This window comes from Pseudomonas sp. P97.38 (assembly GCF_001269745.1).
GTDB classification, from domain to species: Bacteria; Pseudomonadota; Gammaproteobacteria; order Pseudomonadales; family Pseudomonadaceae; genus Aquipseudomonas; species Aquipseudomonas chlororaphis_E.
The window spans coordinates 294,501-318,380 of the sequence record NZ_LHVJ01000014.1; the positions used below are offsets into that span (position 1 = coordinate 294,501).

Here is a 23,880-nt window from a genome sequence, read left to right on the forward strand (position 1 = left end):
CAGTTTCCTAGCGCCTCCAGGGGCGTCACTTTCTGACGACAAGATCATTAGGGGCTTTGTTTTCATGTCTGCTTCCCTCGCATTCGTCTTTCCAGGACAAGGTTCGCAGTCCCTCGGCATGCTGGCCGAGCTGGGCGCGCAATACCCGCTGATCCTTGAAACATTCAAAGAAGCTTCCGATTCCCTTGGCTATGACCTGTGGGCGCTGACCCAGCAGGGACCGGAAGAACAGCTCAATCAAACCGATAAGACCCAGCCGGCCATCCTTACCGCCTCGATCGCGCTTTGGCGCCTGTGGCTGGCTGAAGGCGGTGCGCGTCCGGCATTCGTCGCGGGTCACAGCCTGGGCGAATACAGCGCCTTGGTAGCCGCCGGCAGCCTGAGCCTCGGCGAGGCCGTCAAGCTGGTGGAGCGTCGTGGTCAACTCATGCAGGAGGCCGTTCCGGCCGGACAGGGCGGCATGGCCGCGATCCTGGGCCTGGAAGATGCCGATGTGCTGGCTGCCTGTGCCGAAGCGGCGCAAGGTGATGTGGTCAGCGCGGTGAACTTCAATTCGCCGGGTCAGGTGGTGATCGCCGGTGCCAAGGCGGCAGTCGAGCGCGCCATCGAAGGTTGCAAGGCTCGTGGTGCCAAGCGCGCCATGCCGCTGCCGGTCAGCGTGCCATCGCACTGCGAGCTGATGCGTCCGGCCGCCGAGCGCTTTGCCGAGTCCATCGCGGCCATCGATTGGCAGGCGCCGCAGATTCCCGTGGTGCAGAACGTCAGCGCCGGCGTGGCGGCGGACCTCGAGACGCTCAAGCGTGACCTGCTGGAACAGCTTTACAAGCCGGTTCGCTGGGTCGAGTCGGTACAGACCCTGGCCGCCAAGGGCGCCACTGAACTGGTTGAATGCGGCCCTGGCAAAGTGCTTGCTGGCCTGAATAAACGCTGCGCCGAAGGCGTGTCGACTTCCAACCTCAATACCCCAGACGCTTTCGCTGCCGCCCGCGCAGCGCAGGCCTGAACAGGAGAAGCTTGCATGAGTCTGCAAGGTAAAGTTGCACTGGTGACCGGTGCAAGCCGTGGCATCGGCCAGGCCATCGCCCTGGAACTGGGTCGCCAAGGCGCCATCGTCGTGGGCACCGCGACCTCCGCCGCGGGCGCCGAGCGCATCGCCGCGACCCTGAAGGAACATGACATCCAAGGTACCGGCCTTGAGCTGAACGTCACCAGTGACGAATCCGTTGCGGCCGTGCTGGCCAGCATTCAGGAGCAGTTCGGTGCACCGGCGATCCTGGTCAATAATGCCGGCATCACCCGCGATAACCTGATGATGCGCATGAAAGATGACGAATGGTTCGACGTTGTCGATACCAACCTGAACAGTCTGTACCGGCTGTCCAAGGGCGTGTTGCGTGGCATGACCAAGGCTCGTTGGGGCCGAATTATCAGTATCGGTTCGGTTGTGGGTGCCATGGGCAACGCAGGCCAAGTAAACTATGCTGCGGCGAAAGCCGGCCTGGAAGGCTTCAGCCGTGCACTGGCGCGTGAAGTGGGTTCGCGGTCGATTACGGTAAACTCGGTGACCCCGGGTTTCATCGACACCGACATGACCCGCGAATTGCCGCAAGCGCAACGTGAAGCCCTGCAGACGCAGATTCCGCTGGGTCGTCTGGGGCAAGCTCAAGAAATCGCGTCCGTGGTCGCTTTTCTTGCATCGGACGGTGCGGCATACGTGACCGGGGCTACAATCCCGGTGAACGGCGGGATGTACATGAGTTAAATGTGACGGATTGCTTCAAAAAAATGTCATACGAGCTGTCTAAAATCCGTTATAAAGCTGCAATCAATTTATAGACAGCCGGCCACAGGGTTTGAGGAGCGAAGCTTTCGGTTGAAAAACCGAAAAGTTCTTCTATACACTTACCCACTGGCCAGCTGCCTGAATTTGTCCATTAGGAGTGAAAACAAGGTATGAGCACCATCGAAGAGCGCGTCAAGAAAATCGTTGCCGAGCAACTGGGCGTTAAAGAAGAAGAAGTTGTGAACACCGCTTCCTTCGTTGAAGACCTGGGTGCCGACTCCCTTGACACCGTTGAGCTGGTGATGGCTCTGGAAGAGGAATTCGAGACCGAGATTCCTGACGAAGAAGCTGAGAAGATCACTACTGTACAAGCTGCTATCGACTACGTTACCAGCCACCAGGCGTAATCGTTTTTAGTCGTTGCTCGCTGTCATGGAAAAACCGCACTGCCATAACGGCGTGCGGTTTTTTCTTTAGGCCTGATGCAAAGTCGTCATTAGAAAAAGGAGAGTGCTGTGTCGCGTAGACGCGTCGTAGTCACCGGTATGGGTATGTTGTCCCCACTGGGCACGGATGTGCCGGGCAGTTGGCAGGGCATTCTGGCTGGCCGCAGTGGCATTGGTCTGATCGAACACACCGACCTTTCTGCCTATTCCACCCGTTTTGGCGGCTCGGTAAAGGGTTTCAATGTCGAGGAATACCTGTCGGTCAAGGAAGCCCGCAAGCTTGACCTGTTCATTCAATACGGCCTGGCAGCCGGTTTCCAGGCAGTGCGCAACGCCGGCCTGGAGGTCACCGACGCCAACCGTGAACGCATCGGCGTGGCCATGGGCTCGGGTATTGGCGGCTTGACCAATATCGAAGAGACCAGCCGCACGTTGCACGATTCGGGGCCGCGACGAATTTCTCCGTTCTTCGTGCCGGGCTCGATCATCAATATGATTTCCGGTTTCCTGTCCATTCACCTGGGCGCACAGGGACCCAACTACGCCATCGCCACGGCGTGCACCACCGGTACTCACTGCATCGGCATGGCCGCGCGCAACATCATGTACGACGAAGCCGACGTGATGATTGCCGGCGGCGCCGAGATGGCGGCCTGTGGCCTGGGCATGGGCGGCTTCGGCGCGTCCCGTGCGTTGTCGACCCGCAACGACGAGCCGACCCGCGCGAGCCGGCCGTGGGATAAGGGCCGCGATGGTTTCGTGTTGTCCGACGGTGCCGGTGCGCTGGTGCTTGAGGAGCTGGAGCACGCCAAGGCGCGTGGCGCGACCATCTATGCCGAACTGATCGGCTTTGGCACCAGCGGCGACGCCTACCACATGACGTCGCCACCCGCCGATGGCGCCGGTGCAGCCCGCTGCATCGCCAATGCCCTGCGTGACGCGAAGATCAATGGCGACCAGGTGCAGTACATCAACGCCCACGGCACCTCGACCCCGGCCGGCGACCTGGCCGAGGCGCAGGCGATCAAGACGGTGTTCGGCGATCACGCCTACAAGCTGGCGGTCAGTTCGACCAAGTCCATGACCGGTCACCTGCTGGGTGCGGCAGGGGCGGTTGAAGCGATCTTCAGTGTGCTGGCAATCAACAGCCAGGTGGCGCCGCCGACCATCAACCTGGACGAGCCGGACGAAGGCTGCGACCTGGACTTCGTGCCGCACACGGCCCGCGGCATGGACATCGACGTGGTGTTGTCCAACTCCTTCGGCTTCGGCGGGACCAACGGTTCGCTGGTGTTCCGCCGGTTCGCCGGTTGATGGAGAGCTGGGTCGACGGTCTGCCGGCCGACGTCCTGTCGCTGAAAGATCGCGGCCTGGCTTATGGCGATGGGGTGTTTGAGACCATCGCCGTGCGCGGTGGCCAACCGGTGCTGCTGGCGCGCCACCTGCAACGCCTGGAAAATGGCTGCCGGCGGCTGGCGCTGAAGGTTGACCCGGTGGCGCTGCGCACCGAGCTGGAGGCCTACGCCCTAGGGCTGGGTGACGGCGTGCTGAAGTTGATCGTGACCCGCGGCGACAGCCTGCGCGGTTATGCGGCGGACCCATCCGCCCCGGTACGGCGAATCCTGCAGGGCAACCCGCCGCCGGCTTATCCTGCCGCCCATGCCGAACAAGGCGTGCATCTGTTTCCTTGTACCGTGCGCTTGTCCGAGCAGCCCTTGCTCGCCGGCCTCAAGCACCTCAATCGCCTGGAGCAGGTGCTGGCCCGGGCCGAATGGACCGATGCACAGTACGCCGAAGGCCTCATGCTGGATGCGTCCGGGCGAGTGATCGAAGGGGTGTTCAGCAACCTGTTCCTGGTGCGCGATGGCGCATTGATCACCGCTGACCTGAGCCGCTGCGGCGTGGCCGGGGTGATGCGCGCGGAATTATTGTCTCAAGCCGAGTCCCTGGGCATTGTCACCTGCATCACCGATATTCCCCTCGAACAACTGCACCAGGCCGATGAAGTGTTTGTCTGCAACAGCGTCTATGGCGTGTGGCCCGTGCGCGCATGTGGTTCGGCACGCTGGTCGGTTGGGCCGCTCACCCGTAAACTGCAGACCCTTGCCCGCGCGTTATTGGATGCCTGATTCGTGAGACGTAAATTCTTGCTGCTGCTGGAGACCGGACTGGTTCTGGCAGGGCTGCTGATGGGCGTTTCTGCCTGGAAGATTCATTCGGCGCTGCAACAGCCGCTGAACATCACCCAGGAAGAAATGCTGGACGTACCCAACGGGACCACCCCGACCGGAACCCTCAAGCGCCTGGAGGCCGACGGCCTGATCAGGGACGCTTTCTGGCTGCGCATCTACTGGCGCTTCAACCTGGCCGACCAGCCATTGCACTCCGGTGAGTACCGGATGGTGCCGGGCATGACCATGGAAGGCCTGATCAGTGTCTGGAAGCGCGGCGAAGTGGTGCAGTACGGCGTGACCTTCGTGGAAGGCTGGAATTTCCGCCAGGTGCGTGCAGCGCTGGCCAAGACCGACAAACTGCAGCAGACCCTTGCCGGGCTGAGTGACAGCCAGGTCATGGAGCGCCTCGGGCATCCCGGCGTGTTCCCCGAGGGGCGGTTCTTCCCCGACACTTATCGCTTCGTGCGCGGTACCTCGGATGTCGAGCTGTTGGCCAAAGCCTATGATCGGCTGGAAGACGTGCTTGCCAAGGAGTGGGCCCAGCGTGCCGCCGATGTGCCTTACACCCAGCCCTATCAGGCGCTGATCATGGCGTCGCTGGTGGAGAAGGAAACCGGGGTGCCCCAGGAACGCGGCCAGATCGCCGGCGTATTCGTACGGCGCATGCGCCTGGGCATGTTGCTGCAAACCGATCCCACGGTCATCTACGGCCTGGGCGAGCGCTACACCGGCAAGCTCACCCGTGCCCACCTCAAGGAAGAAAACCCGTACAACACCTATCTGATTCCGGGCTTGCCGCCCACGCCGATTGCGATGGTGGGCCGCGAAGCGATTCATGCGGCGTTGAACCCGACACCGGGCGACAGCCTCTACTTCGTCGCCCGAGGCGACGGCAGCCATGTGTTCTCCGACGACCTGGAGTCGCATAACAACGCTGTGCGCGAGTTCCAGCTCAAGCGCCGTGCCGATTACCGTTCCAGCCCGGCCCCGACCGCGCCGGACGGGCCGGCCCCGATTCCGGCGGCCTCGCCCGACACGCAACCTGAAGCCGTGCCCCAGGTGCCGGCGCAGCAACCGGCCCCCGAGCCGGATGCCAGCGAGCCGCCGAGCCCGCAATGACTCTGATTAAGGACTGCCCGTGACTGGCTTGTTTATTACGCTGGAAGGCCCGGAAGGCGCCGGCAAGAGTACCAACCGCGACTACCTGGCCGAGCGCCTGCGGGCCGCTGGCATCGAAGTGGTGTTGACCCGTGAGCCGGGCGGTACGCCTTTGGCCGAGCGGATTCGCGAAGTGCTGTTGGCGCCGATCGAAGAAGTCATGAACCCGGACACCGAGCTGTTGCTGGTGTTTGCCGCACGCGCGCAACACCTGGCCGAAGTGATACGCCCGGCGCTGGCCCGTGGCGCGGTGGTGCTGTGCGACCGCTTCACCGATTCGACCTATGCCTACCAGGGCGGCGGCCGGGGCTTGTCCCTGGAGCGGATTGGCGCACTGGAAACCTTCGTCCAGGGCGACTTGCGGCCGGACCTGACCCTGGTGTTCGACCTGCCGGTGGAAATCGGCCTGGCCCGCGCCAGCGCCCGTGGCCGACTGGATCGCTTCGAGCTGGAAGGCCAGGCCTTCTTCAATGCGGTGCGCAACGCCTTCCTGGGCCGTGCCAAGGCCGATCCGGCGCGCTACCTGTTGATCGACGCCGCTCAGCCGCTGGCCCAGGTCCAGCAGTCCCTGGACGCGTTGTTGCCAGGTTTGCTGGAGCGCGCCCGTGGCTGAAGCCTATCCCTGGCAAGACGGGCTCTGGCAGCAACTGGCCGGTCGTGCCCAGCATGCCCACGCCTATCTGTTGCACGGCCCGGTCGGGATCGGCAAGCGGGCATTGGCCGAGCGCCTGATGGCGAGCTTGCTGTGCCAGCGCCCGACGGCCTCGAACGCGTGTGGCGAGTGCAAATCCTGCCTGCTGCTCAAGGCCGGCAGCCATCCGGACAATTACGTGCTGGAGCCGGAAGAGGCGGACAAGGCGATCAAGGTCGACCAGGTTCGCGACCTGGTCAGTTTCGTGGTCCAGACCTCGCAGATGGGCGGGCGCAAGGTGGTGCTGATCGAGCCGGTCGAGTCGATGAACATCAATGCCGCCAACGCCCTGCTCAAGAGCCTGGAGGAGCCTTCCGGCGACACCGTGCTGTTGCTGGTCAGCCACCAGCCTAGCCGTTTGCTGCCCACCATCAAGAGCCGTTGCGTGCAACAGGCCTGCCCGCTGCCAAGCCCGGCGATGAGCTTGCAATGGCTGGCCCAGGCCCTGCCCGACAACACCGACGAGGAGCGTGCCGAGTTGCTGACCCTCGCGGCCGGCTCGCCCCTGGCGGCGGCCAGCCTCCAGGCCCAGGGCGTGCGCGAGCAGCGAGCGCTGGTGGTGGACGGGGTCAAGAAACTGCTCAAGCAACAGCAATCGCCCACGCAACTGGCCGAAGGCTGGAACGCCATACCGTTGCTCCTGCTGTTCGACTGGTTCTGCGACTGGTCGAGCCTGGTCCTGCGCTACCAGCTCACCGAAGACGAGGCCGGCCTGGGGCTGGCGGACATGCGCAAGGTGATCCAGTACCTGGCGCAAAAAAGCAGCCAGGACAAAATCTTGAACATTCAGGACTGGATACTTGCCCAACGTCAGAAGGTGCTGAGCAAGGCGAACCTCAATCGGGTACTGTTGCTCGAAGCGCTGTTGGTGCAGTGGGCGAGTTTGCCTGGTCGCAACTGACAGACACCGCCTAGACTGAGCTCAATCGCAGCGGAGATCAGCATGAACGAACCTGTCAGTCCTGGCCCACGCAATGGCATCCTGTCCCTGACCATCAAGGACAAGTCGGTGCTCTACGCGGCCTACATGCCCTTCATCAAGAACGGCGGCCTGTTCATTCCCACCAACAAGCATTATCGCTTGGGCGACGAGGTGTTCATGCTGCTGAGCCTGATGGATGAAGCGGAAAAAATCCCGGTCGCCGGCAAGGTGATCTGGATGACGCCCAAGGGCGCCCAGGGCAATCGCGCCGCCGGTGTTGGCGTGCAGTTCAGCGATGGCGACAATAGCGCCCGCAACCAGATCGAAACCCACTTGGCCGGCTCCCTGAAGTCCGACCGTCCTACCCATACGATGTAGCCCAGCCCTTTATGCTTGTAGATTCCCATTGTCACCTCGACCGCCTCGACCTCGCCGCCCATGATGGCTCCCTGGATGCCGCACTGGACGCCGCCCGCCAGCGAGGTGTTGGTCATTTCCTGTGCATCGGCGTCAGCGCCGACAACGCCGCCGACGTCAAGGCGCTGGCCGAGCGTTATGCCGATGTCGATTGTTCGGTCGGAGTCCACCCGTTGGATGTCCAGCCTGACGCCGCCCCTGCGCTCGACTGGCTGCTGCGTGAGCTCGATCATCCTCGGGTGGTGGCCATTGGCGAGACCGGCCTGGACTACCACTACGAGCCCGAAGCCGCCGAAGTCCAGCAGGCATCGTTCCGCCTGCACCTGGACGCGGCTCGGCAGACCGGCAAGCCGGTGATCATCCACACCCGAGGTGCCCGGGCCGATACCCTGGCCTTGCTGCGCGAGGCTGCGCTGCCCCAGGCCGGTGTGCTGCACTGTTTCACCGAAGACTGGGACATGGCCAGGGCTGCGCTGGACATGGGCTATTACATCTCCTTGTCCGGGATCGTCACGTTTCGCAATGCCGACGCCCTGCGCGACGTGGCCAGCAAGGTGCCGGCCGATCGGTTGCTGGTGGAAACCGATGCGCCTTACCTGGCGCCGATTCCCTATCGCGGCAAGCCCAACCTGCCGCAATACGTGCGGGAAGTGGCGGAGTTCCTGGCGATGCTGCGCGGCGAGACGTATGAGCGTTTCGCCGAGCAGACCACCGAGAACTTTAAGAAATTGTTTCCACTGGCCCACGTCCGCGCGGCGCAGGCCTGAATTTCATGCAAAAAAAACCCGGGTTCTGGGGGGTGAATCCGGGTTAAGACCATTAGGAGTAAAACAAAGGCACGCGGTCCTTTGGTACCTTTATCAGCGCGTCACTTGGGGGAGATGTCGCGCCGACAGTTGAAGTATTGATCACTATGCCGACGCGTCCAGTCGGGCCCGGACGGTTTTTAAACAAATTTGGAATACGCTCGCTTCGGATAGGTTCTCACTGTGGCTGCGGCCTGGGAGGTAGAGCCTATGAAGCTTGATCCCGGGAAGCGGGGGATGCACGGTTTTCTGAAGAACTACGGCCGTCAACGGATGATCCGTGCATTTTTGCGTAAGTTAGGCATAATACCCGGCTTCGAATTTTGACCCTTCAGACCTTTTTCTTATGCACAAAGAACCCCGTAAGGTCCGTGAGTTTCGCCGCCGCGAGCAGGAAATTCTCGACACCGCGCTCAAGTTGTTCCTCGACCAGGGTGAAGACAGTGTCACCGTCGAGATGATTGCGGATGCCGTGGGTATCGGCAAAGGCACGATCTATAAACATTTCAAATCCAAGGCGGAGATCTACCTGCGCCTGATGCTTGACTACGAGCGCGATTTGAACGAGCTGCTGCATTCGGCCGATGTGGACAAGGACAAGGAAGCGCTGTCGCGGGCCTACTTCGAGTTCCGCATGCGCGACCCGCAGCGCTACCGCCTGTTTGATCGCCTGGAAGAGAAGGTGGTCAAGGGCAACCAGGTACCGGAAATGGTCGAGGAGTTGCACAAGATCCGTGCCTCGAACTTCGAGCGCCTGACGTTGTTGATCAAGGGTCGGATCACTGAAGGCAAGCTTGAAGACGTGCCGCCTTATTTTCACTACTGCGCGGCCTGGGCGCTGGTGCATGGCGCGGTGGCGCTGTATCACTCGCCGTTCTGGAGCAACGTGCTGGAAGATCAGGAAGGCTTCTTCCAGTTCCTGATGGACATCGGCGTGCGCATGGGCAACAAGCGCAAGCGCGATACGGACGTGCCGAGCAACTGACATTCAGCTGCCTGATTGCGCCATGCCCGCTTACATGGCGCAGTGCCCCAGGAATATACTCAGGCATGGGCCTTGCGCAGACTTGATTTCTAGGTCAAGTTTTATCAGCCCCATTATCCTTTCGCCGGAGTGATCCATGATCGTTGACCGTCAAGGCAGGCGTTTCCGCAATCTGCGGATCAGCCTGACTTCAGCCTGCAATTACGCCTGTACCTACTGCGTGCCTGACGGCAAGCGGCTGGTGGCTGCGCAGGATGAACTGTCGGCCGACGCGATGGCGCGGGGCGTGGCCTACCTGATCGAGGCCGCCGGCATCGAGCGGCTGCGCATTACCGGCGGTGAGCCGCTGGTCAGTCCGAAGCTCGAGCGGTTCATGGCCGCGGTGGGGCAGATGGGCCTGGAAGACATCAGCCTGACCACCAATGGCCAGTTGCTGGCGAAAAAGCTGCCCTTGCTGGTCGACGCCGGGATTCGCCGCATCAACGTTTCCCTCGATACCCTCGATCCCGCGGCGTTTCGCAGCATCGCCCGGGGCGGTGATCTGGCGACCGTGCTCGATGGCATGGAGCAGGCCCGGGCCGCTGGGATGAAAATCAAAGTCAACATGGTGCCGTTGCGCGGGCAGAACCTGGACCAGGTGATGCCGTTGCTCGAATACTGCCTGGCGCGCGGCTATGAACTGCGGTTCATCGAGCTGATGCGCATGGGGCACCTGGCCAGCGACTCGAATGCATTCTTGCAGCAGTTCGTCAGCCTCCAGCAACTGCTCAGCCTGATCGGCGACCAGTACGAATACCTGCAGGCCAACGCGCCCGTGGACGCCACGGCGGTGCGCTACGAGATCCCGGGGCTGGGGTATTTCGGCGTAATTGCCAACGAAAGCGTGCCGTTTTGCCGTACCTGCTCGCGGCTGCGGTTGTCGTCAACGGGTTGGCTGCACGGCTGCCTGTCGTCGAGCAATCGGCACTTTGTCGGCGACCTGCTGGACAAACCCCGTCACCAGGCGTTGCCGGCGCTCCAGCGATTGTTGGTCAAGGCGCTGGGGGACAAGCAGGAAGTCGCGTTTTCCGGCGGTGCAACCATCATGAAAATCATCGGTGGCTGACGGCCGTTGTGGCGGGGGAGCTTGCTCCCGCTGGGCTGCGCAGCAGCCCTCTTCGGTCTGAAGTCTTACGACTGCTTCGCAGCCGATCGGGAGCAAGCTCCGTCGCCACGGCTATCCGAGACTGAAATTCCGACAAGTTCCTGAGCTGGCGCAAAAGCTGCATCCCACGGCCATTCGCCGGTTTTCCGACACCGGTTCTTGGAGGGTAGGATGCGTAGCCTGGTTTTGCTGCTGGCCGTTTTGGCGCTTGGCGGTTGCATGAATGTCAGCGACATGGGAGAGGGCGTTCGTTATCACATGAGTGATGCCGGCCTGCTGGACCACAGCGACAGCCGTCGGGTGAACAACCTGCGTATTCAGCCTGACTCGTTCATCTTCATCGCCCAGGGGGCCTTCGCTCCGCCGGGTGGCGCTTATCCGCGGCCCAACGTGGTGGCCGAGGAAGCCTTCAACGGCTTCATCGAATACTTCCCCATGGTTCGTCGCGCCCGCGCCCCCGAAGGCCTTGACCAGGCCATGGGCGAAGCCCGTGCCGCCGGTGCTCACTACTTGCTGTACACCCGTTTCGCCAAGGCGGATAACCGCATCGGCAACACCGATGAATGGGCGGACGAGGAAGCGGTGGATCGCCTGGGGGTCGACACCAGCGTGATTCAGATCATGTTGATCGAGACCAGCACCCAGTATTTGATTGATACTGCACGTATCAAGAGTCGTGGCGGTTTACTGACGTTGCACGACAAACAGCCCCAAGACCTCATCGCCGCGCCGTTGCGTGAGTATGCCCGCAGCCTGCTGGGGATGAGCGACGAGTAACCATTAGGAGTCACCATGAGCGGACCGCAAAAAGCCAATCACCTGCTGGGGCAGATCCCCAAGACCAAAGGCCTGCCGCCGGTCCACTTGTGGAACCCCGACTTTTGCGGCGACATCGACATGCGCATCGCCCGGGACGGCACCTGGTACTACCTGGGTACACCCATCGGGCGCAAGCCGATGGTCAAACTGTTCTCTACCATCATCCGCCGCGACGGCGATGATTATTTCCTGATCACCCCTGTGGAAAAAGTCGGCATCCAGGTCGACGACGCGCCGTTCGTGGCCGTGACCCTGGACGTCGAAGGCGAGGGGGAAGGGCAGCTCCTGCGTTTTACCACCAATGTCGAGGAAACCTCCGAAGCTGGCCCCGAGCATCCGATGCGGGTGGTGATCGATCCTCAAACCCAGGAACCTGCGCCCTACGTCCATGTACGCAGTAATCTCGAAGCGCTGATCCACCGCAATGTGTTTTACCAACTGGTGGAATTGGCGGTCAGTCGTGAGATGGATGGGCAGCGCTGGCTGGGTGTGTGGAGTGGTGGCGAGTTCTACCCGATAGGCCTGGAGCCTTAGATCCTGTGGGAGCGGGCTTGCTCGCGAAGGCGATAAGTCAGTCAAATCAATGTTTGCCGATCTACCGCCTTCGCGGGCAAGCCCGCTCCCACATTGTTTTGTGCAAGATTCGCATTGACACCCAATCATATGATGATTAGCGTGGGCCACCACAAGAACAGCCCACGGGGTCTCCATGTCCAGCAGTTTTCATGCATCGACCGTTGATTGGTTGGGTGGCTGGATAGCCGCCGGCCAGGTTAAGCCTGGGCAAACCATCAAGGTCGAAGCGGATCTGGGCGAACAGCTGGGCGTCAGCCGCACGGTGATTCGCGAGGCGATCAAGACCCTGGTGGCCAAAGGCATGCTGGAGGTCGGGCCGAAAGTCGGCACCCGGGTATTGCCGGTGCGCCGCTGGAACCTGTTCGACCCGCAGGTGGTCGGCTGGTTGTCGCGCAGCGGCCTGCCGGAAAACTTTGTCGATGACCTGCTGGACCTGCGTCGTACCATCGAGCCAATGGCGGTCCGCTGGGCCTGCGAGCGCGCCACGGCCGACCAGGTCACGGCGATTCGCCTGGCCTACCATGCCCTGGAACGGGCGGTGGACAGCGGCACCGATTACAACCGTGCCGACCAGTTCTTCCACGAGTGCATCCTCGCCGCCAGCCATAATCAGTTCATCGAACAAATGGTCCCGGCCCTCGGGGCGTTGCTGGCCGTGTCGTTCGAGGTGTCGGCCGCCGACCCGGATGAACTGCGGCGCACATTACCCATCCATAAGGACATCGCCGAAGCCATCGCCGCCCGTGACGCGGCGCGAGGCGTGTGGGCCTGCATGACCCTGATCGATAACGCCGACCTGGCGATCAAACGCTTTTACCCCAATGTCATGGCCGGTCGCACGGAGACCGCGGGACCCATCGGGAACAGGAGATTTCAATGAAGTGCAAGGCTGTGACGGAACACCGTGCGCAACTGGGCGAAGGGCCCTTCTGGGATGAACCGACCCAGGCGCTGTACTGGGTCGACATCGCCGGCAAGCAGGCGCTGCGGTTGATCGGCGCCAATGTGCAGATCTGGCAGATGCCCGAGCATGTCTCGGCCTTTATCCCGACCCAGAGTGGCGATGCGTTGGTGACCCTGAGCAGCGGTGTCTATCGGCTGGACCTCGACTCGCCGGGGCTGGAACCGCGCCTGACGCTGCTGTGCATGGCCGATCCCCAGCCCGGCAACCGCCCCAATGAGGCCCGCTGCGACGCCCAGGGCCAACTCTGGCTCGGCACCATGCAGAACAACATCGGTGACGCCGGCGAAGACTTGCCCATCGAACGACGTTCCGGCGGGTTGTTTCGCGTCGGCGGCGACGGCCGGGTGATGCCGCTGTTACGCGGGCTGGGCATTCCCAATACGCTGCTGTGGAGCCCCGACGGCACCACGGTGTACTTCGGCGACAGCCTCGACGGCACGCTGTATCGGCACTTTATCTACCCTGAAGGTCACCTGGCGCCGCCCGAGGTCTGGTTCGGCCCTCACCCGCGAGGCGGGCCCGATGGTTCGGCAATGGACGCCCGTGGCTACATCTGGAACGCGCGCTGGGATGGCAGTTGCCTGCTGCGCTTGCACCCGGACGGCCATGTCGACCAGGTGATCGAGTTGCCCGTCAGCCGCCCGACCAGTTGTGTGTTCGGCGGCGAAGACCTCAAGACGCTGTACATCACCAGTGCGGCAAGTCCACTGGGCCACCCGTTGGATGGTGCCGTGCTGTCGATGCGGGTCGATGTGCCAGGGATAGCGTGCACGAGGTTTGCTGGTTAAATCCCAAAATATGGGATGTAAATATATATATTGAGATTGTTGGCCGGCCGGGTTTATAGTCGGCTCCATCAGCAAGACGCACTCACACTAAAAAAACAAGACAGGTGAAGTGATGCAACGATCCTCCCCCGTGCGCCCCGGTGGCGTACGCGAGCCAGTGTTTTTCCAAGCGCCTCTGGACCGGTCATCCGTGGATGCCCGGTTTTCGTCATGCCTGGAAACAGGAGATTTGATCCATGGCTGATGCGCTTTGCCTGCCGCCCGTGCCGGAGCCGCCCAAGGGCGAGCGCCTGAAGGGCAAGGTCGTGTTGCTCACCGGCGCGGCCCAGGGGATTGGCGAGGCGATCGTCGCCGCGTTCGCGTCGCAACAGGCACGGTTGGTGATCAGCGACATCCAGGCGCAGAAGGTCGAGCAGGTGGCCGCGCTCTGGCGTGAACGCGGGGCGGATGTCCACGCCATGAAAGCCGACGTGTCGACCCCGCAGGACCTGGACGCCATGGCCCGCCGGGCTGTCGAACTGCACGGTCGCATCGATGTGCTGGTGAACTGCGCCGGCGTCAACGTCTTCCGCGACCCGTTGGAAATGACCGAGCAAGACTGGCGGCGCTGTTTCGCCATCGACCTGGATGGCGCCTGGTACGGCTGCAAGGCGGTGTTGCCGCAGATGATCGAGCAGGGCGTTGGCAGCATCATCAACATCGCCTCGACCCATTCGTCCCACATCATTCCCGGCTGTTTCCCATACCCGGTGGCCAAGCACGGCCTGCTGGGCCTGACCCGCGCCCTGGGCATCGAATACGCACCCAAGGGGGTGCGCGTGAACGCCATCGCCCCGGGGTATATCGAAACTCAACTGAACGTCGACTACTGGAACGGCTTTGCCGATCCCCATGCCGAACGCCAGCGAGCACTGGACCTGCACCCGCCGCGGCGTATCGGGCAACCGATCGAAGTGGCCATGACGGCGGTGTTCCTGGCCAGCGATGAAGCACCTTTTATCAATGCCTCATGCATCACCATCGATGGTGGGCGTTCGGTCATGTATCACGACTGAACGAACCTGGATGACAGGGTGAAACTTCGCCTGTCATTCAATCATCATACGATATGACTATTTAGGCCTATGCTGTGTAGCAACGTGCTGTAACCGCCCAGCCTGCGTTTTTTCACCCACGGTGGAGCAGGGCCCTGGACGTCTGGCTTTCAATAAAAAAAACAAGGAGTCAACTATGAAGCATCGTCGTGGGATCCGTTCCCTGTGCCGCGCCGCCCTGGCGGTTACCGCGGTCAGCCTCAGCAGCAGCTTGCTGGCGGCTGATCCCGTGAAAATCGGTTTCCTGGTCAAGCAGGCCGAGGAGCCTTGGTTCCAGACCGAATGGGCGTTCGCCGAGAAAGCGAGCAAGGATAAAGGCTTCGAATTGATCAAGATCGCCGTGCCCGACGGCGAGAAAACCCTCTCGGCGATCGACAGCCTGGCCGCCAACGGCGCCAAGGGTTTCGTGATCTGCCCGCCGGACGTGTCCCTCGGCCCGGCCATCATGGCCAAGGCCAAGCTCAACGACCTCAAGGTCATTGCCGTCGACGACCGTTTCGTCGACGCCAGCGGCAAGTTCATGGAAGACGTCCCGTACCTGGGCATGGCCGCGTTCGAAGTGGGCCAGAAGCAGGGCGCCGCCATGGCTGCCGAAGCGAAAAAACGTAACTGGGACTGGAAGGACACCTACGCGGTGATCAACACCTTCAACGAGCTGGACACCGGTAAGAAGCGCACCGACGGTTCGGTCGATGCCTTGAAGAAGGCCGGGATGCCGCAAGACCATATCCTTTATTCGGCGCTCAAGACCCTCGATGTACCGGGCAGCATGGACTCCACCAACTCCGCCCTGGTGAAACTGCCCAGCGGCGCGAAAAACCTGATCATCGGCGGCATGAACGACAATACCGTGCTGGGCGGCGTGCGCGCCACCGAAAGTGCCGGCTTCAAGGCGGCGAACGTGATCGGGATCGGCATCAACGGCACCGACGCCATTGGCGAGCTGAAGAAACCCGACAGCGGCTTCTTTGGGTCGATGCTGCCAAGCCCGCACATCGAAGGCTACAAGACCGCCGAGATGATGTACGAGTGGATCACCACCGGCAAGGAACCGCCGAAGTACACCGCAATGGACGAGGTGACGCTGATCACCCGCGAGAACTTCAAGCAGGAGCTGGAAAAAATCGGCCTGTGGAACTGACGGTCGGTTGATTCAAGAGTGGCCCTGGCAACGGGGCCGCTTGATCTCTGTGAGTTCGAGGTGGTTATGCAAGCGCAAACAGCGACACAACAACACAATATCGGCGGCAGCTTGCGGTTCAACGGGATCGGCAAATCCTTTCCCGGCGTGCAGGCGCTGGCCAACATCAGTTTCGTCGCGCATCCGGGCCAGGTCCATGCCTTGATGGGCGAGAACGGCGCGGGCAAGTCCACGTTGCTGAAGATCCTCGGCGGCGCCTACATCCCGAGCAGCGGCGAACTGCAGATCGGCGAGCAGACGATGGCCTTCAAATCCACCGCCGACAGCATCGCCAGCGGCGTGGCGGTGATCCACCAGGAGTTGCACCTGGTGCCGGAAATGACCGTCGCCGAGAACCTGTTCCTCGGCCATCTGCCGGCTCGCTTCGGCCTGGTCAATCGTGGGTTGTTGCGCCAGCAGGCGCTGAACCTGCTCAAGGGCCTGGCCGACGAAATCGACCCGCACGAAAAGGTCGGCCGCCTGTCCCTCGGCCAGCGCCAATTGGTGGAAATCGCCAAGGCGCTGTCCCGTGGCGCCCATGTCATCGCCTTCGACGAACCCACCAGTAGCCTCTCGGCGCGGGAGATCGATCGGTTGATGGCGATCATCGCGCGCCTGCGGGACGAGGGCAAAGTGGTGCTGTACGTCAGCCACCGCATGGAAGAGGTGTTCCGCATCTGCAATGCGGTGACGGTGTTCAAGGACGGTCGCTACGTGCGCACCTTCGAGAACATGAGCGAGCTGACCCACGACCAGTTGGTCACCTGCATGGTCGGTCGCGATATCCAGGACATCTACGATTATCGCGCGCGCGAGCGCGGTGAGGTGGCGTTGCGGGTCGAGCGCCTGCTCGGGCCGGGGCTGCGCGAACCGGTGAGTTTCCAGGTGCACAAGGGCGAGATTCTTGGGCTGTTCGGGTTGGTGGGGGCCGGTCGGACCGAGCTGCTGCGCCTGCTCAGCGGTCTGGAGCGCCAGACCGAAGGGCGCCTGGTCCTGCATGGCCAGGAACTGACGCTGCGTTCGCCCCGGGATGCCATCGGTGCCGGCGTGCTGCTTTGCCCGGAGGACCGCAAGAAGGAAGGCATCATGCCCCTGGCGAGCGTGGGCGAGAACATCAACATCAGCGCCCGCAGCGCCCATTCCACCCTGGGGTGCCTGTTGCGCGGCGATTGGGAGCGGGGCAACGCCGACAAACAGATCAAGGCGTTGAAAGTGAAAACCCCGACGGCGGGGCAGAAAATCATGTACCTGTCCGGTGGCAACCAGCAGAAGGCGATCCTCGGTCGGTGGCTGTCGATGCCGATGAAGGTGTTGTTGCTGGACGAGCCGACCCGCGGCATCGACATCGGCGCCAAGGCCGAGATCTACCAGATTATCCACAACCTGGCGGCCGACGGCATCGCGGTGATCGTGGTGTCCAGCGACCTGATGGAAGTGATGGGCATTTCCGACCGGATCCTGGTGTTCTGCGAAGGGGCCATGCGCGGCGAGCTGCCGCGCGACCAGGCCAATGAATCCAACCTGCTGCAACTGGCGCTGCCACGCCAACGCGTTGCCGACGCGGCGAACTGAGAGGTAATCATGACCATTCAAAACAATGCACTGCCAACGGCGCGCAAACCCCTGGATATGCGGCGTTTTCTCGACGATTGGGCCATGTTGCTGGCGGCCATCGGGGTCTTCGTGCTCTGCACGCTGTTGATCGACAACTTCCTGTCGCCTTTGAACATGCGCGGCCTGGGCCTGGCGATTTCCACCACCGGCATCGCCGCCTGCACCATGTTGTATTGCCTGGCGTCCGGGCATTTCGACTTGTCGGTCGGCTCGGTGATTGCCTGTGCCGGCGTGGTCGCGGCAGTGGTGATGCGCGACACCAACAGCGTGTTGCTGGGCGTCAGCGCGGCGCTGGTGATGGGGCTGATCGTCGGCCTGATCAACGGCATCGTCATCGCCAAGCTGCGGGTCAATGCGTTGATCACCACGCTGGCGACGATGCAGATCGTCCGCGGCCTGGCCTATATCTTTGCCAACGGCAAAGCGGTGGGCGTGTCCCAGGAAGCGTTCTTCGTGTACGGCAACGGCCAGTTGTTCGGCGTGCCGGTGCCGATCCTGATCACCATTGCCTGCTTCCTGTTCTTCGGTTGGTTGCTGAACTACACCACTTATGGGCGCAACACCATGGCCATCGGTGGCAACCAGGAAGCGGCGTTGTTGGCGGGGGTGAACGTTGATCGCACCAAGATCATCATCTTCGCCGTGCACGGTGTGATCGGCGCCCTGGCCGGGGTCATCCTGGCCTCGCGCATGACCTCGGGGCAACCGATGATCGGCCAGGGCTTCGAGCTGACCGTGATCTCGGCCTGCGTCTTGGGTGGAGTGTCGCTCAGCGGTGGTATCGGCATGATCCGCCACGTGATTGCCGGCGTGCTGATCCTGGCGATCATCGAAAACGCGATGAACCTGAAGAACATCGACACCTTCTACCAATACGTCATCCGCGGCTCGATCCTGTTGCTGGCGGTGGTGATCGACCGCTTGAAACAGCGCTAACCCTGCCAAAGGATTGGCGTACACCGCCAATCCACTGTGGGAGCGGGCTTGCCCGCGAAGGCGGCGGTACATCCAACATCGTTGTTGCCTGACCCACCGCTATCGCGAGCAAGGCTCGCTCCCACAGGGTTTTTGCGTAGGTTGCAGAACTGGATACACCGCCAATCCACTGTGGGAGCAAGCCTGCTCGCGATAGCGGTACGTCAGGCGCCGGCATTACCCTGCCTTGCGCAACGCCTCGACCAGTTCCTGCTTGCGCATCTTCGAACGCCCGGGGATGTTCTTCGCCCGGGCTTGCTTCATCAGGCTGTCCACCGTTTGTGTCTGGTGGGAGGCCTTGCTGGAGCGCGGATGCCCTTCACGGGTCTTGGCGGCGCGACGGGCGGATTCCTTGCGATCGGTTTTCTTCTGCGCCGTCGGCTTGTCCTTCCCCGAACCGCCGGCGCGTTCGCCACCACCCGATTGCTTGTTCACCGTCGCCCAGGCCCGGGCCTCGGCCTTCTCTTCGGACAAGCCTTTCTTCTCGTAGCTTTCCTCGATGTGCTCGGCCTTGCGCTTTTGCTCGGCGGTGTACTTGTCTTTGCTTCCACGAGGCATGGGACCTTCCTCCTCCGGTGTGTGAGCCGCGCTTACTGGCTGGCGCCGCCGCCTTCGGAACCCGAACCGCCGGTGGTGGTTTTCGAGCCCACGCCGGTCCCGGCGTTGTCGGGGGCGGTGGCGTCCGGGGTATTCATCCCGCCCTGACGACCCATGTCATTGCCCTGCACGCGCGGGTCGGTGCCGGTGGCCGGTGGCTGACCATTGTTCAAGGTGCCGCCGCCGGTTCCGTCGGTGTTCAACTTGGGCAGCCCTTGGGTGGCCGGGGAGTTGGGCGCCTGCACGGGGTCGGTCGGCCCGGTGCCGGAAGTGGTCGCCGCGAACGCCGCCGAGGACAGCAGCGTGGCAAGGGTAAATGCAGTCAGCCTTGAAGTGATCATGGTGTCGCCTCCATTTTTTTGAATGCTTGCCTGATCTTGGGCCTTGGCGGTTCGAGGTTGGTGCCTGGAGGGCGACGAATGGCGCATTGGAAAACCGCCTGTCTATCTGCCAGAAGCTGGACGCTGCCCGTGACGAGCGCGACGTAGCGGCTTAGTATGGCGTTTTCAATTGGCTACAAGGCCTGTCCATGTCGATCGAGATCCGTCCCGCGCAACCCAGCGATGCGCCGCAAATCCTTGCTTTCATCACCGAATTGGCCGATTACGAAAAGGCCCGTCACGAAGTCATCGCCAGTGTGGCCGACATCGAGCGCAGCCTGTTCAGCGAAGGCGCGACTGCCCACGGTTTGATCTGTCTGCGCGATGGCGTGCCGATCGGTTTCGCGGTGTTTTTCTTCAGCTATTCCACCTGGCTGGGCAGCAATTGCCTGTACCTGGAGGACTTGTACATCACCCCCGACCAGCGCGGCGGCGGGGCGGGCAAGACGCTGTTGCGGCATCTGGCGAAGATCGCCTGTGACAACGATTGCGGCCGTTTCGAATGGAGTGTCCTGGACTGGAACACTCCGGCCATCGAGTTCTACAAGTCCCTGGGTGCGCAGCCTCAGGAAGAATGGGTGCGCTACCGCATGGACGGCAAGGTGCTACGGGATTTCGCCCTGGGCAACTGAAAGGTTCAGGAATACCCGTCCCCGCCGTATTCGGCGAACCCCGGCCGTTGCTCCAGGCGTTTGCAGTAGGCCGCCACGGCTGGGTAGTCAGGACGCTCCATGGGCGTCTGGCGCCAGCGGTGGACGGACAGGCCGATCAGCACATCGGCTAGGGAAAAATCCGCACCGGCCACGTAGGCGCCGGTACGGCTCAACTGCTGCTCCAGCAAGCCCATCTTCTCGTTCCAGCCCTTGACCCCGGCAGCGATGCGCTGCGGGTCCTGGCAATCCGGATCCTTGCGCACCAATGCATAAAAGGGATAACCCCATGACGGGTTGAGCTCCGTGGCCTGCCAATCCATCCACTGTTCGACCCGCGCCCGGGCGGCCGGCTCGGTGGGCAGCAGATCGCTATGCCCGTGCTTGCCCACCAGATAGCGGCAGATGGTGTTCGACTCCCAGAGCACACCATTCTCGTCAATGATCACCGGCACCTGGGCGTTGGGGTTCAGCGCGAGGAATTCCGGGTTCTGGGTCGAGTTGAAGCCGATGCCCCAGTCTTCCCGGTCGTAGTCGATGGCCAGTTCCTGGCAGGTCCACAGCACCTTCCTGACGTTGATCGAAGAGGTCCGACCGAGAATCTTCAGCAGTTGTCCCATTACGTTTTCCCTGAGAGTAGAGGCATCCGACGCAGAACGTAGCAGGGTCGCGGGCGGATGGCGATGGGTTTGGAGGAGGGTGGTCTTAATCCCAATATATGGGAGAGTTATTTATATATTGAGATTTTTCTGTGCCCAGGTTTATAGTCCGCCTCACTCACTGCCAAAAAACAGAACAGGTGAAGCGGATGCAGGCGCAATTGATCGCGCTCGATTGGGGGACCACCTCACTACGGGCTTACAAACTCGCCGCCGGCGGCGAAGTGCTGGAACAGCGCGCGCTGTCGTCGGGGATCATGCAGTTGCCCGCCGGGCCGCGCACCGTGGCCGGCCAGGTGTGTGTCGACGGGTTCGAACTGGCCTTCGACGAGGCGTGCGGCGATTGGCTCGACGCCCAGCCAGGCCTGCCCGTGATTGCCTGCGGCATGGTAGGCAGCGCCCAAGGCTGGCGCGAAGCGCCTTACTGCGACACGCCGGCCAACGTGGCCAATCTCGGACATTCCCTGCAAACCCTTCGCAGTCTGCGTGGCGTTGACGTGCACATCGTACCCGGTGTGATCCAGCGTTCACGGTTGCCGAACGTCATGCGCGGCGAAGAGACCCAAGTGCTCGGCGCCTTGCACAGCTTGCCGAACGAAGCCGTGCTGATCGGCCTGCCGGGCAGCCATTCGAAGTGGGTGGAAGTGGCCGACGGCTGCATCGTTCATTTCGACACCTTCATGACCGGCGAGATCTTCGCCGTGCTCAGCGATCACAGCATTCTCGGCCGCACCCAGCAGCGTGGCGCGGCGTTCGACGGCGTGGCCTTCGACCGCGGGGTGCAGGTGGCACTGTCGGCAGACGGTCAGGTCGGTCCTTTGTCCACGGTGTTCAGCGCCCGCAGCCTGGGGCTGACCGGCGAACTCGCTGGCAGTGCCCAGGCCGATTACCTCTCCGGCCTGTTGATCGGCCACGAATTGACGGCGCTGGCCGCCGTGCAACGCCAGCGGCGCAACAGCGTCCACCTGCCAACGGTGGTGCTGATCGGCAATTCCCAACTCTGCGCCCGTTATCAACGAGCGCTCGACGCCTGCGGTTTTACCCGGGTGACCCTGGCCGAACAGGCCACCGAACGTGGTTTGTGGCAATTGGCCGTGGCGGCCGGGCTGCTCGATTCCACCGCATCGCGTTAACCCTGACTGGAGGTCTGACATGCTCACTCAAGCACTGGCGCACAACGGGCTGATCGCGATCCTGCGCGGTCTGCGTCCCGAAGAGGCGGCAGCCATCGGCGAAGTCCTGTACAGCGCTGGATTTCGCGTCATCGAAGTACCGCTCAATTCCCCCGAGCCGTACGAAAGTATCCGCATCCTGCGCGACACCTTGCCCGCCGATTGCCTGATCGGGGCCGGCACCGTGCTCACGCCGGAACAGGTGGCACAGGTCAAGGCCGCCGGCGGCCAGGTGATCGTCATGCCCCACAGCGATGCCAAGGTCCTGCGGGCAGCGAAAGCAGCCGGGCTGTACCTGTCGCCAGGCGTCGCCACGCCCACCGAAGCCTTCGCCGCCCTGGCCGAAGGCGCCCATGTCCTGAAGCTGTTTCCCGCCGAGCAAATGGGCCCGGCGGTGGTCAAGGCCTGGCTCGCCGTGCTGCCGGCCGGGACTGTGCTGGTGCCGGTGGGCGGGATCACGCCGGACAACATGGCGGTGTTCGTCGAGGCCGGCGTCAAGGGCTTTGGCCTCGGTTCCGGGCTGTTCAAGCCAGGCCTGACGGCCGAGGAGGTCGCGGTGCGCGCCAAGGCCTATGTGGCCGCGTGGAATGCCCTGAACTGAAGATTTTTCCGGCGCTGCAGGCGCTGCATCCGATAAGAGAGACAACAAGATGAAAATCACCAAACTGACCACCTTCATCGTTCCGCCGCGCTGGTGCTTCCTCAAGGTCGAGACCGACGAGGGTGTCACCGGTTGGGGCGAGCCCGTGGTCGAGGGCCGTGCTCACACTGTGGCGGCAGCCGTTGAAGAATTGTCCGACTACCTTATCGGCAAAGACCCACGCAACATCGAAGACATCTGGACCGTGCTCTATCGCGGCGGATTCTACCGCGGTGGAGCGGTGCACATGAGCGCCTTGGCCGGCATCGACCAGGCGTTGTGGGACATCAAGGGCAAGGCCCTGGGCGTGTCGGTCAGCGATTTGCTCGGAGGCCAGGTGCGCGACAAGATCCGCGTGTATTCGTGGATCGGCGGTGACCGGCCGGCGGACACCGCCCGCGCCGCGAAAGAGGCCGTGGGCCGCGGCTTCACCGCGGTGAAGATGAATGGCACCGAAGAGCTGCAGTTCCTCGACACCTTTGAAAAAGTCGACCTGGCCTTGGCCAACGTCGCCGCCGTGCGCGATGCGGTCGGGCCGAACGTCGGCATCGGCGTGGATTTCCATGGCCGCGTGCACAAGCCGATGGCCAAGGTGCTGATGAAGGAACTTGACCCGTACAAGCTGATGTTCATCGAAGAGCCGGTGCTCAGCGAAAACTACGAAGCCCTCAAGGAATTGGCTCCGCTGACCAGCACCCCGATTGCCCTGGGCGAGCGGCTGTTTTCCCGTTGGGATTTCAAGCGGGTGCTCAGCGAAGGCTACGTCGACATCATCCAGCCGGACGCCTCCCACGCTGGCGGCATCACCGAAACCCGCAAGATCGCCAACATGGCCGAGGCCTACGACGTGGCGCTGGCGCTGCACTGCCCGCTGGGGCCGATCGCCCTGGCGGCGTGCCTGCAACTGGACGCCGCGTGCTACAACGCGTTCATCCAGGAGCAGAGCCTGGGCATCCACTACAACGAGAGCAACGACCTGCTGGACTACATCAAGGACCCGCAGGTGTTCGACTACGACCAGGGTTTTGTGAAGATCCCCAACGGCCCGGGGCTGGGCATCGAGATCAACGAGGAGTACGTAATCGAGCGCGCGGCCATCGGCCACCGCTGGCGCAATCCGATCTGGCGGCATGCCGACGGCAGCTTCGCCGAGTGGTAACTGCCTGACACTCCGCCAATCCCTGTGGGAGCGGGCTTGCTCGCGAAGGCGGTGTGTCAGCCGCACATTCGTCAGCTGACACTCCCT

The 23,880-nt window shown here is 62.4% G+C and carries 27 protein-coding genes; 24 read left to right on the plus strand and 3 right to left on the minus strand.

Annotation, left to right across the window (positions count from 1 at the left end; all coding sequences use genetic code 11):
- Positions 1-64: 64 nt before the first annotated feature.
- The 20 genes from fabD (at position 65) to araH (ending at position 18,497) form a co-directional block, all read left to right on the plus strand.
- On the plus strand, positions 65-1,003 hold the full coding sequence (gene fabD, locus AD664_RS09705; RefSeq protein WP_042728824.1) for an ACP S-malonyltransferase: 939 nt from the start codon (positions 65-67) through the stop codon (positions 1,001-1,003).
- A gap of 15 nt (positions 1,004-1,018) precedes the next feature.
- Positions 1,019-1,762 carry a 3-oxoacyl-ACP reductase FabG gene (fabG, locus tag AD664_RS09710; protein ID WP_042728825.1) on the plus strand — a complete coding sequence of 248 codons (744 nt, stop codon included), beginning with the start codon at positions 1,019-1,021 and terminating at the stop codon, positions 1,760-1,762.
- Positions 1,763-1,953: 191 nt separating this feature from the next.
- Entirely contained in the window at positions 1,954-2,190 is a 237-nt protein-coding gene (gene acpP, locus AD664_RS09715; RefSeq protein ID WP_003175607.1) for an acyl carrier protein, read from the plus strand.
- A gap of 108 nt (positions 2,191-2,298) precedes the next feature.
- Positions 2,299-3,543: a beta-ketoacyl-ACP synthase II gene (gene fabF, locus AD664_RS09720; protein WP_047736424.1), complete on the plus strand. Its 1,245-nt coding sequence runs from the start codon at positions 2,299-2,301 to the stop codon at positions 3,541-3,543.
- Positions 3,543-4,358 (plus strand): aminodeoxychorismate lyase, encoded by an 816-nt coding sequence (pabC, locus tag AD664_RS09725; RefSeq protein ID WP_053146141.1) that lies wholly within the window; start codon positions 3,543-3,545, stop codon positions 4,356-4,358. Before fabF ends, pabC begins: the two co-directional genes overlap by 1 nt.
- A 3-nt stretch (positions 4,359-4,361) precedes the next feature.
- A complete protein-coding gene (mltG, locus tag AD664_RS09730; protein ID WP_053146142.1) occupies positions 4,362-5,522 on the plus strand; it encodes an endolytic transglycosylase MltG in 1,161 nt (386 codons plus the stop codon).
- A 19-nt stretch (positions 5,523-5,541) separates the two neighbouring features.
- A complete protein-coding gene (gene tmk, locus AD664_RS09735) occupies positions 5,542-6,174 on the plus strand; it encodes a dTMP kinase (RefSeq protein WP_042730327.1) in 633 nt (210 codons plus the stop codon).
- A complete protein-coding gene (locus tag AD664_RS09740) occupies positions 6,167-7,153 on the plus strand; it encodes a DNA polymerase III subunit delta' (protein ID WP_053146143.1) in 987 nt (328 codons plus the stop codon). The genes tmk and AD664_RS09740 overlap by 8 nt, the downstream gene beginning before the upstream one ends.
- A 42-nt stretch (positions 7,154-7,195) precedes the next feature.
- Complete coding sequence (locus AD664_RS09745) at positions 7,196-7,552, plus strand: PilZ domain-containing protein (RefSeq protein WP_042730325.1); 357 nt, start codon at positions 7,196-7,198, stop codon at positions 7,550-7,552.
- 11 nt (positions 7,553-7,563) lie between these two features.
- A complete protein-coding gene (locus AD664_RS09750) occupies positions 7,564-8,358 on the plus strand; it encodes a TatD family hydrolase (RefSeq protein ID WP_053146144.1) in 795 nt (264 codons plus the stop codon).
- Between the two features lie 385 nt (positions 8,359-8,743).
- Positions 8,744-9,382: a TetR/AcrR family transcriptional regulator gene (locus tag AD664_RS09755; RefSeq protein WP_042730323.1), complete on the plus strand. Its 639-nt coding sequence runs from the start codon at positions 8,744-8,746 to the stop codon at positions 9,380-9,382.
- A gap of 136 nt (positions 9,383-9,518) precedes the next feature.
- Positions 9,519-10,487: a GTP 3',8-cyclase MoaA gene (locus AD664_RS09760; RefSeq protein WP_042730322.1), complete on the plus strand. Its 969-nt coding sequence runs from the start codon at positions 9,519-9,521 to the stop codon at positions 10,485-10,487.
- A 210-nt stretch (positions 10,488-10,697) separates the two neighbouring features.
- Complete coding sequence (locus AD664_RS09765) at positions 10,698-11,303, plus strand: DUF4823 domain-containing protein (protein ID WP_053146146.1); 606 nt, start codon at positions 10,698-10,700, stop codon at positions 11,301-11,303.
- A gap of 15 nt (positions 11,304-11,318) precedes the next feature.
- Positions 11,319-11,879, plus strand: coding sequence for a DUF1285 domain-containing protein (locus tag AD664_RS09770; protein ID WP_053146148.1), 561 nt, complete (start codon positions 11,319-11,321; stop codon positions 11,877-11,879).
- A 175-nt stretch (positions 11,880-12,054) separates the two neighbouring features.
- Positions 12,055-12,801, plus strand: a complete 747-nt coding sequence (locus AD664_RS09775) for a FadR/GntR family transcriptional regulator (protein WP_042730319.1) — start codon at positions 12,055-12,057, stop codon at positions 12,799-12,801.
- Positions 12,798-13,673: an SMP-30/gluconolactonase/LRE family protein gene (locus AD664_RS09780; RefSeq protein WP_053146151.1), complete on the plus strand. Its 876-nt coding sequence runs from the start codon at positions 12,798-12,800 to the stop codon at positions 13,671-13,673. The genes AD664_RS09775 and AD664_RS09780 overlap by 4 nt, the downstream gene beginning before the upstream one ends.
- Positions 13,674-13,909: 236 nt before the next feature.
- Complete coding sequence (locus AD664_RS09785; protein ID WP_053146153.1) at positions 13,910-14,728, plus strand: SDR family oxidoreductase; 819 nt, start codon at positions 13,910-13,912, stop codon at positions 14,726-14,728.
- Between the two features lie 175 nt (positions 14,729-14,903).
- Positions 14,904-15,908: a substrate-binding domain-containing protein gene (locus AD664_RS09790; protein WP_053146155.1), complete on the plus strand. Its 1,005-nt coding sequence runs from the start codon at positions 14,904-14,906 to the stop codon at positions 15,906-15,908.
- A 66-nt stretch (positions 15,909-15,974) separates the two neighbouring features.
- Positions 15,975-17,519, plus strand: a complete 1,545-nt coding sequence (gene araG, locus AD664_RS09795; protein WP_053146157.1) for an L-arabinose ABC transporter ATP-binding protein AraG — start codon at positions 15,975-15,977, stop codon at positions 17,517-17,519.
- Between the two features lie 9 nt (positions 17,520-17,528).
- Entirely contained in the window at positions 17,529-18,497 is a 969-nt protein-coding gene (gene araH, locus AD664_RS09800; protein WP_053146159.1) for an L-arabinose ABC transporter permease AraH, read from the plus strand.
- A 216-nt stretch (positions 18,498-18,713) separates the two neighbouring features.
- On the opposite strand, the gene AD664_RS09805 is transcribed toward araH, so the two are convergent.
- Together AD664_RS09805 and AD664_RS09810 are read right to left on the minus strand one after the other, a co-directional pair.
- Complete coding sequence (locus AD664_RS09805; RefSeq protein WP_053146161.1) at positions 18,714-19,094, minus strand: Rho termination factor N-terminal domain-containing protein; 381 nt, start codon at positions 19,092-19,094, stop codon at positions 18,714-18,716.
- A 32-nt stretch (positions 19,095-19,126) separates the two neighbouring features.
- Positions 19,127-19,474, minus strand: coding sequence for a hypothetical protein (locus AD664_RS09810; protein WP_042730312.1), 348 nt, complete (start codon positions 19,472-19,474; stop codon positions 19,127-19,129).
- A gap of 188 nt (positions 19,475-19,662) precedes the next feature.
- Between AD664_RS09810 and AD664_RS09815 the strand changes: the two genes are divergently transcribed.
- Positions 19,663-20,145 (plus strand): GNAT family N-acetyltransferase, encoded by a 483-nt coding sequence (locus AD664_RS09815; RefSeq protein WP_053146163.1) that lies wholly within the window; start codon positions 19,663-19,665, stop codon positions 20,143-20,145.
- A 5-nt stretch (positions 20,146-20,150) separates the two neighbouring features.
- On the opposite strand, the gene AD664_RS09820 is transcribed toward AD664_RS09815, so the two are convergent.
- On the minus strand, positions 20,151-20,783 hold the full coding sequence (locus tag AD664_RS09820) for a glutathione S-transferase family protein (protein WP_053146164.1): 633 nt from the start codon (positions 20,781-20,783) through the stop codon (positions 20,151-20,153).
- 188 nt (positions 20,784-20,971) lie between these two features.
- On the opposite strand from AD664_RS09820, the gene AD664_RS09825 reads away from it, so the two are divergent.
- The 3 genes from AD664_RS09825 to dgoD are packed head-to-tail and all read left to right on the plus strand — an operon-like array spanning position 20,972 to position 23,793.
- Entirely contained in the window at positions 20,972-21,955 is a 984-nt protein-coding gene (locus tag AD664_RS09825) for a 2-dehydro-3-deoxygalactonokinase (RefSeq protein WP_053146167.1), read from the plus strand.
- Between the two features lie 19 nt (positions 21,956-21,974).
- Entirely contained in the window at positions 21,975-22,595 is a 621-nt protein-coding gene (locus AD664_RS09830; RefSeq protein WP_053146169.1) for a 2-dehydro-3-deoxy-6-phosphogalactonate aldolase, read from the plus strand.
- 49 nt (positions 22,596-22,644) lie between these two features.
- Positions 22,645-23,793, plus strand: coding sequence for a galactonate dehydratase (dgoD, locus tag AD664_RS09835; RefSeq protein WP_042732129.1), 1,149 nt, complete (start codon positions 22,645-22,647; stop codon positions 23,791-23,793).
- Positions 23,794-23,880: the final 87 nt, after the last annotated feature.

Coding starts and splice junctions, on each gene's coding strand:
- fabD (WP_042728824.1), top strand. CDS start 65: ATGTCTGCTTCCCTCGCATTCGTCTTTCCAGGACAAGGTTCGCAGTCC.
- fabG (WP_042728825.1), top strand. CDS start 1,019: ATGAGTCTGCAAGGTAAAGTTGCACTGGTGACCGGTGCAAGCCGTGGC.
- acpP (WP_003175607.1), top strand. CDS start 1,954: ATGAGCACCATCGAAGAGCGCGTCAAGAAAATCGTTGCCGAGCAACTG.
- pabC (WP_053146141.1), top strand. CDS start 3,543: ATGGAGAGCTGGGTCGACGGTCTGCCGGCCGACGTCCTGTCGCTGAAA.
- AD664_RS09745 (WP_042730325.1), top strand. CDS start 7,196: ATGAACGAACCTGTCAGTCCTGGCCCACGCAATGGCATCCTGTCCCTG.
- AD664_RS09750 (WP_053146144.1), top strand. CDS start 7,564: ATGCTTGTAGATTCCCATTGTCACCTCGACCGCCTCGACCTCGCCGCC.
- AD664_RS09755 (WP_042730323.1), top strand. CDS start 8,744: ATGCACAAAGAACCCCGTAAGGTCCGTGAGTTTCGCCGCCGCGAGCAG.
- AD664_RS09760 (WP_042730322.1), top strand. CDS start 9,519: ATGATCGTTGACCGTCAAGGCAGGCGTTTCCGCAATCTGCGGATCAGC.
- AD664_RS09765 (WP_053146146.1), top strand. CDS start 10,698: ATGCGTAGCCTGGTTTTGCTGCTGGCCGTTTTGGCGCTTGGCGGTTGC.
- AD664_RS09770 (WP_053146148.1), top strand. CDS start 11,319: ATGAGCGGACCGCAAAAAGCCAATCACCTGCTGGGGCAGATCCCCAAG.
- AD664_RS09775 (WP_042730319.1), top strand. CDS start 12,055: ATGTCCAGCAGTTTTCATGCATCGACCGTTGATTGGTTGGGTGGCTGG.
- AD664_RS09780 (WP_053146151.1), top strand. CDS start 12,798: ATGAAGTGCAAGGCTGTGACGGAACACCGTGCGCAACTGGGCGAAGGG.
- AD664_RS09785 (WP_053146153.1), top strand. CDS start 13,910: ATGGCTGATGCGCTTTGCCTGCCGCCCGTGCCGGAGCCGCCCAAGGGC.
- AD664_RS09790 (WP_053146155.1), top strand. CDS start 14,904: ATGAAGCATCGTCGTGGGATCCGTTCCCTGTGCCGCGCCGCCCTGGCG.
- araG (WP_053146157.1), top strand. CDS start 15,975: ATGCAAGCGCAAACAGCGACACAACAACACAATATCGGCGGCAGCTTG.
- araH (WP_053146159.1), top strand. CDS start 17,529: ATGACCATTCAAAACAATGCACTGCCAACGGCGCGCAAACCCCTGGAT.
- AD664_RS09805 (WP_053146161.1), bottom strand. CDS start 19,094: ATGCCTCGTGGAAGCAAAGACAAGTACACCGCCGAGCAAAAGCGCAAG.
- AD664_RS09810 (WP_042730312.1), bottom strand. CDS start 19,474: ATGATCACTTCAAGGCTGACTGCATTTACCCTTGCCACGCTGCTGTCC.
- AD664_RS09815 (WP_053146163.1), top strand. CDS start 19,663: ATGTCGATCGAGATCCGTCCCGCGCAACCCAGCGATGCGCCGCAAATC.
- AD664_RS09820 (WP_053146164.1), bottom strand. CDS start 20,783: ATGGGACAACTGCTGAAGATTCTCGGTCGGACCTCTTCGATCAACGTC.
- AD664_RS09825 (WP_053146167.1), top strand. CDS start 20,972: ATGCAGGCGCAATTGATCGCGCTCGATTGGGGGACCACCTCACTACGG.
- AD664_RS09830 (WP_053146169.1), top strand. CDS start 21,975: ATGCTCACTCAAGCACTGGCGCACAACGGGCTGATCGCGATCCTGCGC.
- dgoD (WP_042732129.1), top strand. CDS start 22,645: ATGAAAATCACCAAACTGACCACCTTCATCGTTCCGCCGCGCTGGTGC.